The sequence below is a fragment of the Veronia pacifica genome (assembly GCF_001707825.1).
In the GTDB taxonomy this organism is placed as follows: domain Bacteria; phylum Pseudomonadota; class Gammaproteobacteria; order Enterobacterales; family Vibrionaceae; genus Veronia; species Veronia pacifica.
On the sequence record NZ_LYBM01000001.1, the window covers coordinates 173359 to 188984 of the forward strand.

The 15626-nt window shown below is 41.8% G+C and carries 10 protein-coding genes; 7 read left to right on the forward strand and 3 right to left on the reverse strand.

Annotated features, from left to right (window positions below; genetic code table 11):
* Positions 1-441 precede the first annotated feature (441 nt).
* The 7 genes from A8L45_RS00780 (at position 442) to A8L45_RS00810 (ending at position 11803) form a co-directional block, all read left to right on the forward strand.
* Positions 442-3042 (forward strand): GNAT family N-acetyltransferase, encoded by a 2601-nt coding sequence (locus A8L45_RS00780; protein ID WP_068898201.1) that lies wholly within the window; start codon positions 442-444, stop codon positions 3040-3042.
* A 546-nt stretch (positions 3043-3588) separates the two neighbouring features.
* Positions 3589-5127, forward strand: coding sequence for a pyridoxal phosphate-dependent decarboxylase family protein (locus A8L45_RS00785; protein ID WP_068898204.1), 1539 nt, complete (start codon positions 3589-3591; stop codon positions 5125-5127).
* A 4-nt stretch (positions 5128-5131) separates the two neighbouring features.
* Entirely contained in the window at positions 5132-6430 is a 1299-nt protein-coding gene (locus A8L45_RS00790; protein WP_068898206.1) for a lysine N(6)-hydroxylase/L-ornithine N(5)-oxygenase family protein, read from the forward strand.
* 62 nt (positions 6431-6492) lie between these two features.
* The gene (locus A8L45_RS00795) at positions 6493-7650 is read left to right on the forward strand and encodes an MFS transporter (protein ID WP_139122266.1); all 1158 of its coding nucleotides are present in this window, start codon (positions 6493-6495) and stop codon (positions 7648-7650) included.
* A gap of 1 nt (position 7651) precedes the next feature.
* Positions 7652-10045 carry a GNAT family N-acetyltransferase gene (locus A8L45_RS00800; protein WP_068898211.1) on the forward strand — a complete coding sequence of 798 codons (2394 nt, stop codon included), beginning with the start codon at positions 7652-7654 and terminating at the stop codon, positions 10043-10045.
* Positions 10042-10731 carry a hypothetical protein gene (locus tag A8L45_RS00805; protein WP_068898213.1) on the forward strand — a complete coding sequence of 230 codons (690 nt, stop codon included), beginning with the start codon at positions 10042-10044 and terminating at the stop codon, positions 10729-10731. Before A8L45_RS00800 ends, A8L45_RS00805 begins: the two co-directional genes overlap by 4 nt.
* Positions 10721-11803 (forward strand): heparan-alpha-glucosaminide N-acetyltransferase domain-containing protein, encoded by a 1083-nt coding sequence (locus A8L45_RS00810; protein WP_068898215.1) that lies wholly within the window; start codon positions 10721-10723, stop codon positions 11801-11803. Before A8L45_RS00805 ends, A8L45_RS00810 begins: the two co-directional genes overlap by 11 nt.
* A gap of 148 nt (positions 11804-11951) precedes the next feature.
* Here the strand turns inward: A8L45_RS00810 and fhuB are convergent, their stop codons facing one another.
* Genes fhuB through A8L45_RS00825 form a run of 3 tightly spaced genes read right to left on the reverse strand, consistent with a single transcriptional unit; the run spans position 11952 to position 15609 of the window.
* Positions 11952-13931, reverse strand: a complete 1980-nt coding sequence (gene fhuB / locus A8L45_RS00815) for a Fe(3+)-hydroxamate ABC transporter permease FhuB (RefSeq protein WP_068898217.1) — start codon at positions 13929-13931, stop codon at positions 11952-11954.
* The gene (locus tag A8L45_RS00820; RefSeq protein WP_068898219.1) at positions 13928-14848 is read right to left on the reverse strand and encodes an iron-siderophore ABC transporter substrate-binding protein; all 921 of its coding nucleotides are present in this window, start codon (positions 14846-14848) and stop codon (positions 13928-13930) included. The genes fhuB and A8L45_RS00820 overlap by 4 nt, the downstream gene beginning before the upstream one ends.
* Positions 14842-15609 carry an ABC transporter ATP-binding protein gene (locus tag A8L45_RS00825; protein WP_068898221.1) on the reverse strand — a complete coding sequence of 256 codons (768 nt, stop codon included), beginning with the start codon at positions 15607-15609 and terminating at the stop codon, positions 14842-14844. The genes A8L45_RS00820 and A8L45_RS00825 overlap by 7 nt, the downstream gene beginning before the upstream one ends.
* Positions 15610-15626: the final 17 nt, after the last annotated feature.

A 15626-nucleotide genomic window follows, 5' to 3' on the forward strand; every position in this document is an offset into this window, starting at 1 on the left:
GCTCTAAGCTGAAAGTGTTTTTTATTTGCTAAAAGTTAACTTTAATTATTAGTTTAATTGGTATTGTTAGGTTTTTATTCTGTAGGGGTTTGCATAAAAGATACATTTTATTTGATAGTTAAAACCCCTATTTTTAGTGTTTATTTTAATATTATTGAATTTATTTTGATATATTTATTTTTTGTTTGTTTATTTATATTAAAGCAATGATATTATTAAATTAATTTTATATCCCTCTGTATACATTTATATTTTTCTTTAAGTAAAGTATATTTTTTTATTTTTAGATTGAAAAAAATTAGTAAATTTTTATATTAAATTTTTTGCATATAACTTATTGGTTTAATAAATTATATATCGTTGCCTTTATTATTTATTTTAGACAAGATGGTGTTATTAAGATGTTTTTTCTCTTTTAAATTAAAGGGGGTTTAAAAAATAATGCCCATCAAAATATATAGAGATAAATGGGGTATACCGCATATAAAGGCTAATTCAGAATTGGAGCTTGTATTTGCTCAGGGCTATAATGCCGCAATAGACAGAGGCTGGCAGATAGAAGTAGATCGTCTGCGAGCAAAGGGAGTAAGTGCCTCTGTTTTCGGGAAAAAATATATTGAATGGGATAAGTTTGCACGCCGAGTTAAGTTTGATGACATTGCAGAAGAATGTTGGAAAAATTTAGCCCCTGACAATCGACAATGGGTCAGAGAATACGTCAAAGGAATAAACGCAGGTATCAGAATAAATAGTAACCCTGCATTTTCAAAATTCGGTATTACTCCGAAGCAATGGGATCCGTGGACACCAATAAGTATGTGGATTTCAAATCACATTCTTATGGGAGGGTTTGCCAGTAAAATTTGGCGTGAGGAAGTGATCGAATGCCTTGGTGAAGAATATTTAGATTATTTTAAAACTGAAGATTTCTCAAGAGCAGAAAGTAACGGTTGGTATATACCGCCAACGAGAACACAGTCAGGTAAATCAATTCTTGCCGGTGATCCGCACAGAGTGGTTGAACTACCCTGTAGCTACCAACAAATACACCTTTCATGCGATGAATATGATGTTGTAGGTCTTGCAATACCCGGCGTCCCGGGTATTGCCCACTTTGCTCACAAAAGCTCTGTGGCTTGGTCAATTACGAATGCAATGGCAGACTACCAGGATCTATTTTTTGAAAAAATAGTGAAAAAAGAACAGGGTTATTACAGTCAAGGACCGGACGGAGAGGAACGTGTAGAGTTTGCAAAAGAAATTATCGAAGTAAAGGACAGTGACAGTATAGAAATTGATGTGCTCACAACACAGCGCGGTCCCGTCATTATTGAGGCTTGTCATGAGCGATTACCTATCAGTCTTAAGTTGCCTTCATCCATTTATAAAGTATCTGGGTTTGAAACACTGAGGTCACTTCTAAAAGCACAGTCTGCTGACGATGTTGAACGTGCTTTTTCAGATTGGGTAGAACCTGTAAATGTACTCCAAACATCTGATAGAAATGGTCAGTTTATTAGTCGCGTTGTAGGGAGGGTGCCATCTCGCGCCAAAGATAATTTTACTCGCATTGTGCCAGCTTGGCGCCCTGATACCAGTTGGTCTGGTAATGTTGAGGGCGAACGCAACAACAATGGCGAGGGTATCGCGGTCATGGCTAACCAGCGTGGATTAGCTGCCAGAATGGGCACAGAGTTCTCAGCCATACATCGTGCACAGCGTATTTCAGATTTGATTGAAGCTCGTGATAGCTGGTCGGCAGATGAAATGAGAAAAATACACGTCGATAGCCATTTAACGACAGCAAGTATCATTACAAATATGGTGTCGGCACTATCTGACTTACCGGATAAAGTAGCAAGGTTACAGACGTTACTGGATAGGTGGGACGGCAATATGTCTGCAAGCTGCGTCGAGGCTGCTTTGTTTGCTAAGTTGCGAGCGAATATAGTAAGAAATATTGCCTCACTACCAGAACTTAACGCGTTATTAATGGCCATTGAAGGCCATAGATATTCAACCCTTTTTTCCCCTTGGTTGTGTATAAAATCACGTGTCGCGTTTGCACTGAATACCATCTTAAGCGCAGGGTTTCCCAACCTCCAAATTGAACCTGTCGTCAGAAAATCTCTTGTCGACTTATCGCTGGAAAACAATCTGGATGAAACATGGGGTGAGATCCATACTGTTGTACCTTGGACTGCATATGATAATGATAACCTACTTTCTTGGCCGGGAATTGGCGGTGATCATGACTGTGTGCTTTCCTCTTATAGCCTTCCGGGAGTAACTCACGCTTGCTGGCGTACCCCTTCGGCAAGATATATCTGGGATCTGGAGAATGTTGAGAGTAGTCAGTGGGTCGTTCAATTCGGTGCCAGTGATGATCCTGACCACCGCCATTTCAGCGATCAATACAAAATATGGCGTAAAGGTGAAATGGTCCCTGTCATTGTTAGTTGGGATAAATTAGCGCCAGAGTCATCAATATCTACAGTCAATGATCTAGAGAGAAGCGCCAGTCAGGTCACTGACATTGGAACATTTGATATTGAGCCCCTGGATGTGGCAAGACATATTGATGTGGTTTATGAATGGGTAACGCAAGACCGAGCAAAATACTGGGGTCTTTTAGAATATGACAGAGAACGAATAGAGTTAATTTATGAGTATCTCGATGTTCAGTTTTATCATAACGCTTTTATCATTTCGCATAACAATCAGCCAGTATCATTGATTCAGCTTTACGATCCAAAGCATGACGAACTGGGTGATAAGTATCGTGTCATGCAGGGTGACATTGGGCTGCATATTTTGATTGCACCAAAAGATCTGCACCTCCCTAATTTTACGGAAAAAATCTTTTCTTTGATAAAGCATTTTCTAATGTATGATTCGAGGAATAGAAGAATTGTTGTAGACCCCGATGTAAATAATGCTAAGGCATTAAACCGATTTCAGCGTTTGGGTTTCAGTATGGCCGATAAAGTTAAACTCTCTACCAAAATTGCACAGCTTTTTTACTTTAATCTCACCGTATAGAGTATTTTTTCATACTCCCTTACTACCTCTTCCTACGGGGTCTTCGCGACCCTAACAATTTAAAATCTCAGTTTATCTATATCATGTAGTACACAGTTCTTTTATATTTGCTGTACGATAAATTTAGATATATCTAAACATCCATTCTAATATTCTCATCTTCTATATCAGATAGAAAGTATCAATAATATTAAAAATCCTATATTAATAAATGTTATTAATATTAATGTTTTTTATAAAATTTAATAAATCCACCATAGTTAATAAAAATGCGAATATACAATTTTTATTAATAAACATTTAACATTCTGTTAAATTAAATAATAAAAAAATATAATAAGATACGAAAAATTAAAAATTATCATGTCTAAATTATCAATTTAATTGAAATTTATCTTTAAAATTCTCTTTAATAATACAGAAGTTTGTAACATAATATTAAGCTTTATTAAATTGGTAAGTAATATTTATATATTGTATTAAATAAAAAAATATCGATAATAGACGGACACTTCACAGTTATTTTCTATTTAATTGGAATTAATTATGACTGAATTATCAGACAATGCCGTTTATACTTCACAGATAAAATTAACAGACTCAATAAACTATACAGATGGATACATCCTTAACTCTGATAATTGGGCAAATTATGTCGTAGGCGCTATTACTGCAATAAGACATGTGGGTAGCGCATTGTCTAATAATAAAGTATTCAGTGGACAGTTGGCACATGAGCTAAATCATTCAATAAATACTATCGACCTTGAACAACCACTACCCAATATGGATGCGGCACTAGAAGAAGTAAATTCACTTTATCTCAGCAATGCTGTTTATTTTCAAAATCCAAAATATGTTGCTCATTTGAATTGTGCAGTAGCCTATCCAGGGGTGATTGCAGAGCAAATTTTAACTGCGGTGAATTCATCATTAGATACCTATGATGGGAGCGGTGCTGGTACGCTAATAGAACAAAAGATTATAGATTGGACTGCTGATAAAATCGGTTTTTCTCACAACGCAGATGGTGTATTTACCAGCGGTGGTAGTCAGTCTAATTTGATGGCATTACTTCTAGCTCGTGACAATTTTGCGCTCACTAGTCTAAATGAATCTATTAAAGATGTTGGCATAACCGATAATTGTCGAAGATTTAAGATATTCACATCAAGTGTTTGTCATTTTACGATAAAAAAATCGGCTGCAATTTTAGGATTAGGCTTCGATTCAGTCATATCAATTCCAGTAGATAGCAACTTCAAAATGGACCTTCATGAGCTGGAAAGAAGTATTGAAAAGACGATAGAAGAGGGCGGCATTCCTATTTGTATAGTTGGTACTGCAGGTACGACAGATTATGGTAGTGTCGATCCGCTTGATGGTATTGCTCCAATTTGTAAAAAGTATGATATGTGGTTTCATGTCGATGCTGCATATGGCTGCGGATTATTAGTCAGTCAGAAACACAAGGAAAAACTAAACGGAATATCGCATGCTGACTCTGTTACTGTCGACTATCACAAATCCTTTTTACAGCCGACAAGCTGCAGTGCATTTTATGTAAAAGATAGACAGAAACTTTCATTATTGACCTATCATGCAGAATATTTAAATCCTCTTCAAAATGATACAGAGAAAACACCAAATCTAGTAGACAAGAGTCTCCAGACAACAAGGCGTTTCGATGCTTTAAAACTTTGGCTGACACTGCGTGTTATGGGAAGTGAAAATATTGGTAAAGTTTTCGACTCCGCCATCGAACTCGCAGGTGATGTTTACGAATTACTTATGGGTGATGATGAGTTTGAGGTTATTCACTCTCCAGAGACCAGTGCAGTTGTTTTCCGATATTTTAATAAAAAATACTCCAATGAGAAGTTGAATAAGATTAATTACAGTATCAAGGAACATTGTTTCTATGCCGGAAACTGCGCGATTGCAAGTACTAAATTCAAAGGTATTCAATATCTTAAGTTTACAATCCTAAATCCTACAACAACTTATGAAGACATTGTTGAAATTCTTTCAGAGATTAAATCTCATGCTTATCTGATTCAATCACAGAAAGAATATATGGATTAATGTTATGAAAAATAGATATGATTTTATTGCTATAGGCCTAGGACCTTTTAATTTAAGTTTAGCTTGTTTAACAGAGCCAGTGAGTGACCTTAAAGGTTTATTCCTGGAGAAAAAAACTGAATTTAATTGGCATCCTGGACTCATGATAGATGGTGTCAACTTACAAACACCGTTTCTGTCAGATCTTGTTACACTTGCTGACCCAACGAGTTCTTACAGTTTTTTAAACTATGCCAAAAGTAAAGGTAAGCTATATAGGTTCTATATTAAAGAAGACTTTTTCCTATTAAGAAAAGAATATAATCAATATTGCCAATGGGCCACAAGTCAACTTGTAAATATCATATTTGATCGTGAAGTGATAGATATTAAATTCTGTTCAGAAAGTTCGCTTTACCATGTTATTTCAAAGAGTAGTTCGGGTGAGAAATTAGAATACTATACAGAACGTATTATTCTTGGTACTGGACCGCAACCAAATTTAACAGAAGCTATTGACTCAAACGCAACTAACATTATTCACTCAGGACAGTACCTTAATCAAAAACAAAAGCTAATAGAGTCTAATGATATTGTGATCGTTGGATCTGGGCAGAGTGCAGCTGAAATATATTATGATTTGTTATCATCAATTAGAAATTATAATTATCATCTAACATGGGTTACTCGCGCGGAGAGATTTTTCCCACTTGAGTTAACTAAATTAACATTAGAGATGACTTCTCCAGACTATATTGATTATTTTTATTCCTTAACCCAAGACAAAAAAGATGAGTTGATCTGTCAACAAAAATCACTCTATAAAGGAATAAACAGCTCACTGGTTAATCAAATATATGACTTACTGTATGAATTAAGTCTTGATGGTGATGTGCCTACACGCCTACTGACTAATAGTGAGCTGGTTTCACAATCATCTTCATCGCTCAGTTTTAAACAAAATGAAGTTGAAAAAACATTTTCCCTATCGTTTGATCAACTCATTATGGCAACAGGTTTCCACTACAAAACGCCTGACTTCCTCCGGTCCATAATGAGTGAATTAAATCTTGATGAAAATAAACGTTTCAATGTGTCAAGGGATTACACCATCAACGATAACCGTTCTATTTTTGTCCAAAATGCAGAATTACATACACATGGATTTTGTGCCCCAGATCTTGGTATGGCTTGTTATCGAAACAGTAAAATAATTAATCAGATGGTTGGTTATGAGTACTATTCAGTAGAGAAAAAAGTACCGTTTCAGGAATTTTCTGCAGATGAGACAGGCTTTGAATCAAACAAAGGTTTCAACTTATGAGGCCGACTTTAAAGCAGTGTTTAATTCTATTAACACTTATATCCGTAGTGTGTGACACCATAATGCTACCTTTCTATCCAATATTTTTTTTACAACGTTTCGGGATAGACAGTGGTTATCACGTTGGTGCATACCTTGCAGTACTGTGTTTTGTCGTTATGGTTTCATTTCCATTTTGGGCAAAATTAGCCAAACGTTATCACGAAATTCATATTTGGATTTTCACCCAGATTATTGCAGCAGCGTTAGGTATTGCGTGCTATTACAGTACGTCAATCGAATGGCTGTGGATAGTATCGATGACAAAGATGGTATTCAAAGCCAGCTATCTACTTATTTATCCCTATGCGCTCAGATTAGAGGAGAAAGATGCTCATTTAGGTATTGTCGGTCTCTTTGCAGTATTAATGCATTTTGGCGGTATCGGAGGCGCAATTTTAGGCGGTGTATTAATAGATGTTACTGAAGCGCATAACATCTATTTAATTATGTCTTTGGGTGATGTCATTCAGGTCTTAATCTGCATATATCTCAGTATTAAACTCAATCTTGAGTGGAAACAGCTTCCTTACGAAGAACATGTTCCATCAAGAAAGAAAATACCGACGTTTATTTTCACTTTGGGTCTCGTTTCGCTCATTGTGTATTTCTGTGAGTTTCTCGCAAGACCGTATTTTACGCTCTACTGGCAGCAGATCAGTCAATCTGAAAGTACGCTCATTGCCGGGCTTGTTTATGCTGTTCCTGCTTGGATGGCTTTGTTTGGCTTACTTGTGAGCCATGGTCGATGGACATCAAAGCTCAATGCTCAGCAACAAATAACAGCAGCGCTTTTAGCGGCGGCAGTAGGTTTATGTCTTCAAGCGATAGCCGACTGGTATGTAGTATTAGCTGGCCGTATTTTATTTGGATACGCGTTATTCATCATTACGGTGAAACTAGAGGTGATGCTGTTCTCTCTAAGTGAACCCGCTCACTATGCTGAAGATTTCTCAAAAATTCACTTCCTTCAAAGCACTGGGATTATAGGAGCTTCAGTCCTTATTGGCTCGTTAGTTAGCGAGCAGGACTTTAGTATGCCTTTCGTCTTTGCTGCCGGCGGAATGGTAATCACTTGTCTGCTATTTATTATCTTCTTTATTTTTAAACAGACCAACGATTCGGCGACAAACGACAGCCACGTTTCTTCAATTACCCGTTCAGATACAGAGATTCACTGATATGAAAATTATTGAGCAAACCAGTATAAAACACGATCTTTTGGGTGATATTAGCTTTGTTCTTTATAACCCACAGCAACATCTTTCAGTAATACACGAATGGGTAACACAGCCCTATGCCGTATTTTGGGGAATGAATGGATACGAACTGAATGATACTGAGACGTTTTATGCGCGCATTATGGATAACCCGCATGAGACAACGTTGCTGGGATTCGTTGACAACAAACCTGCGTTTCTGATTGAAGTCTATGATGTGGCGCATCATGAATGCTCAGAGCATTTCACTGTTGAACAAGGCGATATTGGCATTCATATTCTCTTGTCGCCTAACAGGCTGTCAATTCGTGGCTTTAGTCACGCTGTTATGTCGGCATCTATGGAGCTACTGTTCGACCAATTCGGTGCAAAGCGAGTGATTGTAGAGCCTGACATTAATAATCACAAAATACACATGCTGAACTTATCTGTTGGTTTTGAGCATCTTAAAGTCATCGAGCTTTCAGACAAGACGGCTTTATTGGGTGTTCTTACCGCTGATAACTATACCCACAGTAAATCATTCCGCTCAGGGCTACACAGTTCTACTCAGCTGTTAAATAAAGGCCAATTGACCGAAGCATTCAGTCATCATCTGACAGAACAACACTGGCAAAGGGCGAATAAGCAACTTGTCATAAAAATGATCACTGAGTACAGCCACGAGCGCCTTATTACTCCATCGAAAGTCAGTGAACATGGCTATCTGTTAACGGATAGTACTGAATCAGTCAGATATGTATTTGACGCTAACGCACTACCGCTGAATCACTTGATGATTGAGCCTGAAACACTCAAAAAGGAGAAAGAGGCTGACGAGGCTCATCAAATCGATGCACTTGCATTTGTATTAGAATTCGCAGACGCACTTGGTTTGGCCGGTGATCGCCTTGCGACTTACCTTGAAGAGATCACCAGTACGCTGAGTGCTGAGTGTTACAAACTGTCTAAACCTGCATTTACTGCAGATCAGTTAGCCCATCAAGCGTTCCAGACCATTGAATCTGAAATGACCCACGGGCACCCATGCTTTATCGCCAATAATGGGCGCATAGGATTCAATGCAAGTGACTATCACAAATACACCCCAGAGGCAGCAACCCCAATACAGATAGTATGGCTGGCGGCTGAGAAGTCGCAGACGTTATTTAAATCTATCGATGGTGTTGAATATGAGTCACTGATTGAATCGCAACTTGATCTGAGTGAGCGGCATTTTTTCTCCAACACATTGAGAGATCGTGGCCTGTCACCCGATAATTACTACTTCATGCCAGTACACCCGTGGCAATGGGAAAATAAGTTTATCCACCTGTTCGGTAGGGAAATTGCCAGCGATGTTTTGGTGTGTCTTGGCAGTGGTTTCAACAAATTTCTTCCTCAGCAATCTATTCGCACATTCTTTAATTTAACCAAACCTGAAAACCACTATGTAAAAGTCGCATTGTCTATTCGAAATATGGGCTTCATGCGCGGCTTATCAGCAAAATATATGGAGGCGACGCCGGCTATCAACCAGTGGGTATACGACTTGGTGCGTTCTGACAACACATTGCAAAGCTTACACTTTGTCCCGTTACGTGAAATTGCCACCCTAGGTTTCAGTGGTACCTATTTTGAAAATGAGCAGTTGGGTGACACGCCTTACAGGAAAATGACGGCTGCGCTGTGGCGTGAGAATCCAACGAAGCAAGTTGCCTCCCCACATTGTCTGGCTACGATGACGAGTCTTCTGCACTTAGATAAGGAGGGTAAGTCCTATCTGGTTGCTAAGATTGCTGCCTCAGGCCTTAGCACTGAAAAATGGTTAACTGCTTATTTTACCGCCTATCTTACGCCGCTGATCCATTGTTTCTATAAGTACAAACTGGTGTTTATGCCTCATGGTGAGAATCTGATTCTGAAGTTTGATAACCATGTTCCTGTCGGCGTGTTTATGAAGGATATAGGAGAGGAAATATGTGTTCTGAACACTACAGAAAACCTCACTGAAGAAATCATGCGGGTCGCCATTACGATGCCGGAGGAAGAGGAACTTTTATCTATTTTCACTGATGTTTTTGATTGTTTCTTCCGCTATATGATGGCAATTTTGACTGACGAGGTTAACTTTTCTGCGTCCTCTTTCTGGCAAATTATCGCCACAGTCATAAGAGATTATCAGGCCTCTCACCCTGAGTTGAACGACAGGTTCAGCGCTTATGATATCTTTGACGACGACTTTGCGCTGTCGTGTCTCAATCGCCTACAACTCGCTGATAATAAACAAATGGTTGACCTCAGCGACCCTTCCGCCAATTTGCAATTTTGTGGGCGATTAGAAAATCCAATTTCACCTTACCGGCGTTCGTCGTGAAAAATGAAAACGATACATGTGGCAGAGCATTGTTGTCAGGTTTATCTCGTTATCCTGAAATAGCTTTCGTGGATGCAGAACAAGCTGATTTCAATTACGAAACTGATGAGTGTGCAGACCTTTATCAGGCCCTTCGAATCAACCAGCCTGATGCGTCTCGCTCATATCTTGCCGTCAATTTTTGGCGGCAACTGATTTGGCAACCGATCTACTTGAACGTTGCCAGTTGTTATCACTATCAGGCAAGCATAAACGTCGATCAGTTTAGTCAAAGACGTATGCAGCACAGACTGTACGGGATACACCTTGAGGCATGCGAACAGCACGAAAAACAAGATACTGCTGTCCAAGCAAGCCTGAATGCGATCGCACAATGTTTGTCTCAATGTTTTGTCCGTCTCAGGCAGTGCTGTCATTTATCTGAAGGACAATCCCACCGTATTGCCGCCGATATGGTTGCTCATGCTCTACTCGGTGTATCAGGTCTTGAGCGGTCATTGCTCCATGACGCACTGCTCTCATGGCAGAGGGCACTCTTTAACAATACACCCACGTCATACGTTACCGAAGAAAACCACCTAAGGGTCAAACTTGCCAGTTGCTGCCTGCATCTACAGGTAGACCCTGAAAATCCTTGCTTTTCCTGTCCAAAATCACTCTCAAGGAGGAAACAAAATGTCATCTAATCGAGTTCAATCTATCGATGGAATCAGGGGGATCAGTGTTCTGTGTATGATATGCGTTCATACAATGTGGATGTATGCTGATATACCTACCCAATCGGACACAATATTCGGCCATGTTGTCCACTTTATCGGAAAAGGCACCGCAGCTTTTCTCTTCACCATGGGTGTGTCACTGCTGCTCTCAAGACACCAGTCTATGAAAGATAACGTGCTACGTGGTGTCATTATCCTCGCGCTTGGCTACTCGATGAATGTTCTCAAGTTCGCGCTGCCAATAGAGGTCGGCGTCATGCCGGATGCATTTGTTGCCGCTTATGGCTGGGAAAGGCCGCTGGATTTTGCCCAGTACCGTTATCTCGTCCTCACGGGTGATATTCTACAAATGGCGGGTTTTGCGCTCATCGTTCTCGGTGTGGTGATGCAACTGGTTAAACATGCCTGGCAATATTTGGCGCTTGCGGTCATCGTTGCGGCGGTATCACGTCCTCTGAGCGGTTGGACACCGGGTATAGATGGTTTAGATTATTTCTTTAAGGTGCTTTGGGGCGATACTTATCATATTTATTTTCCTCTGTTCCCGTGGATTAGCTGTATCTTAGTGGGACTCTTTCTGGGTAAACGTTACACCGAGAATAAAGATCTCGATAAATTCCATCATGAATGTTTAGTCATGGGGCTGATACTTGCGCCATTGGGCGGTGGCCTCATGTATTGGGACTTCGATTACCACTTCAATAATTTCTTCCATTTGGGCTTTGGTGGTATCACTTATCTCATTGGTTTTAATTTATTTTTGGTATGGATGATGTTCAAGGCGCGCAACTGGTGGATTGTTAAGGTCTTTATGCCTCTGTTCACTTATTGCTCACGACATGTCACCAGCTTATATCTGCTACAGTGGGTTCTTATTTGTTGGGGTATGGGGATCATCGGATTCCGAACCATGGATCAGCTGCAGACACTCTCACTGATGCCTGTTGTTCTATTAATCACACTATTTTCACATTACAGCTTTATGTGGCTGAAAACCCGTTTTACAGATAACCAACAACAAGCATCGGAAGCTAAATAGTCATTTAAATAGGTTTTCGGAAACCATGGTTCACACATAATCAAAAGCCAGTCATTTATTGACTGGCTTTTTTCTGCCGTGTCACCGCCCAATCTTTCTATTCGTCATCTACGGAACAATGATCAAGACGATATCATTGATAACCGACTCAGAACGCCTGTCGTTGACGAATTGAAAAGAGAAGGATAATGAAGTAGATACCACCGATTATCGATACGACAGTGCCAGCAGCAACCTGAGCAGGATAAGCAATGATCTGGCCGATGAAGTCAGCGCCAAGTAAAAGAAGAGCACCAACCAGTGTAGCGGTAATGAGCTGGCTTACTGCGCCTCTTGCTCCAAGAATGACGGCGATATGGGGTGACAGTAATCCGACAAATGCCACAGGCCCCATTGTTGTGGTAACGATTGCACAGAGAGCGCCTGTGATGCTGAGTAAAATGACAAAGGCGAATGAAACATTGAGCCCCCTTGCTGATGCGAACTGTCGGCCGGTTGAAATTAAGGTTAACCATCTCGACAACAGTATTGAAATAATGACGAGCAATAGCACGCCAACGGCCAGGAAAAGCGCAGAGTCTGACGTTACCCGGTAGGTCGATCCGGCCAGCCAGCCAAGAAGGACAAATTTTCCCTCCCCAGCCCGACTTAATGAGTAATGCACCACGGCATCCAGCATCGCGGCCAATGATATTCCTGAAAGGATGAGCATCGAAGGTGAATACTGGTGTTTTCGTCCGAGCAACAGAAGAAATACCAGCACCAGAATACTGCCGACCAACGCAATCCAAGGGCTGATCTCGTGAACCGAGATACCGAACAGTAAATTGCCCAGGACAAGTGCAAGCACAGCACCTGCCGATACACCAAGGATATCCGGGCTCGCCAGTGGGTTATAGACCAAGCGTTGGAGAATAACGCCAGCCGCTGCCAAACCTGCACCTGCACTGAGTGCCGTTACGATTCTTGGCCATCGAATGGACCAGGCAAAATCATCCGGTAACTGCCAGATATTGGTCTGCTCAGAGGGATGGAAGCATGAGGAGACAACGACAAGGACTGCCAGACCTGCTATCAGAGCCGGAATCGCAATGGGGGAGGGCACATTTCTCCCTGAAGGTAAAACCAGAGACAATCTGTCTTGCGGCGATATTTTCTTCAGGGAGAGATAAATTAAGGCTGGCGCTCCTACCATTGCTGTCACCGTGCCAGTCGGAATGATATCCAGCGACCATTGACTGAGATATACGGCCAGAGAGTCGGCAAGCATTAACAAAATAATGCCAATGATCCCGCTGGTAACCAGCTCACTTCTCGCCGAGGTGAAACCTAGATAGCGACTGATATTCGGTGCAATTAATCCAACAAAACTGATCACACCGACTGCCGTGATAGAAACAGATACCAGCCAGACACCGATAAAACTGAGCAGGGTATAGGTAAGGCCGAGATTAAGTCCCCGGCCTGATGCTGCGTCTCCGCCAATTTTCAACAGTGTCAGCAAACGAGGAGCGAAGAGTATTATCAGAAAAACCGGCCACAGCTTGGGGAGTAGCCAGTAAAACCACTCCCAGCTGTTTTGGGTCAGATCACCCGCCCCCCAGATAAACAGGTTCATCGCATATTGCTGATTGAGCAAAATAATCGATGTCGCCAGTGCACCGAGCAACAGATTGACTGCCATACCAGCCAGAATCAGAGTAAGCCCTGCTAGGTTTCGGATACCAACGATGGTGACGACCAGCACCATGGCGACCAGCCCGCCGGCCATTGCCGCAAATGCAGAAAAGGTTCCTGTGAGATGTGGCGCGAAGACATTGATGATAACCAAGGCTAGCCAAGCCCCGGAGGACGTACCTAAGGTAAGTGGCGACACCATATGATTCTGCGTCAATTGCTGGAACAGGCTGCCAACCAGCCCCAGCGTTGCGCCAACGATGGCGGCCATCAAACAACGCGGTAAGCTCGCATCTGACAATGTCAGCCATTCAAAACTGTCTTTATCTATTGTGCCGTTTAGGATGCTGCTTGTCAGGGGCCAGAGTAAGCCAAACTGACTTTGATTTACCCCCAGTTGCAAAGCAAAAGATAAACACGCTACTGCGATTAACCAAAACCATACTCTCACTGGACGCTCGCCAAGTTTAAGAGGCTTGCGGTGATTGCCTCAGCATTATAAAGCACTGACATCGCACCCCCGTAACTCCATGTAGATTCAATGTCTGTTACTCTTTTATTTCTTACAAACGGCATAGCCCGCCACACCACAGAGCGTTCAAGCTTAGCCTTGTGATTAAAGGGCTGAAAATACATGGCAATACCATTTTTGATATGTCTCAGGTCAGTGACCCCCTTTTGAGTAACTCCCCACTGCGACGCAGGCTGTGGCATCGCATTTTCAAACCCCATATAACGGAGGACATACTCAGGAATAGAATTCTTGCCATAGATGTACACCGAAGTTTCACTGGCGAAGCGGAAAGTGGTGACCAAGGGCTTATCGCCGGGAAACGCAATGTCCAGTTGCTCTTTCAGTTCGTCCATGCGTTCGGAAATCAACGCCAGCTTCTTGTCCGCAACAGCCTCTTTACCCAGAACCTGTGCAATTTGTCTGAAGCTTTGAAACGCAGCACTGATGTTGTCATGTTTTTCACTGTAGGTTTGATAAAACAGTACAGGTGCGATTTCAGACAGCCGCTCGAAAAGGTCTTTTTGAGGAGACGCGATAAGGATGACATCGGGTTTAAGTTCAGCCAGCAGTTCATAATTCGGCTCAGACCGGGTACCTATGTCGCGGACGTCACTGGGAACAGCAGGTTTCACTACCCATTCCTGATATCCCTTTATATCTGGCATGCCTACTGGCGTGATACCGAGTTCAATAACCTGCTCGGCGATATCCCAATTCAGTGCGGCGACACGTTGTGGCACGCTACTCAGTGTTTTTTGCCCTTCACTGTCAGTGACAATGTGCGCGGCAATACTATTTGTCGCCGTGATAAGGGAGACAACAAGAATAAAAAAAGTCTTCAGGTGAGTCAGCATACGATGGCAACCTTATGATTTTCTTCGGGGTGATTGAGCAGTTGAATTCGGGTGTCATACAGTTCTGAGAGTCGTGAGGCATTCAGTAACTCATCACTCTCTCCATCGAAAACAACTGTTCCTCGTTTTAACGCAACCACATGTTGGGCGAAGCGCAGAGCAAGGTTGAGATCGTGAAGAATGATAATGACGCCTCTCTTCTGGTCTTTGCTTAATTTCGAAAGCAGTGCCAGAAGGTGATACTGATGATGGATATCCAACGCAGAGGTCGGCTCATCCAGAAGGAGGATAGGGGCGAGTTGTGCGATCAGCATAGATACCCATGCCCGTTGTTTTTCGCCACCGGATAAATGCTCTGCGGCATGGTCTGCATATTGATTGATCTGGGTGGCGGTCATCGCGTTCGTCACCGCCAGATGGTCGTCTGGTTGCATCCGGCCAAATGTGCCTAACCACGGAAAACGTCCCAGTGTCACCAGTTCTTTGACCGACAGGCCTGAAGCTTGCGGTAAATGTTGTGGTAAGAAGGCGACCTGTTTAGCCATTTCACGTTTGGAAAATGAGCCCAGTGCAGTCTGGTTCAGAGAAATCTGCCCGGTGTCAGGCAAGGTTTGTCCTGACAGAAGAGCCGCAAGCGTTGATTTCCCCGAACCGTTTTGCCCGAGAATCACTGTCAGCCTGTCTGTAGGGATATCAAGAGAGGCGATGGACAAAATAGCCCGTCCATCGCGGTTTACCTTTATGTCAGATAGTTGAAACATATTGTGGAACTTACCCG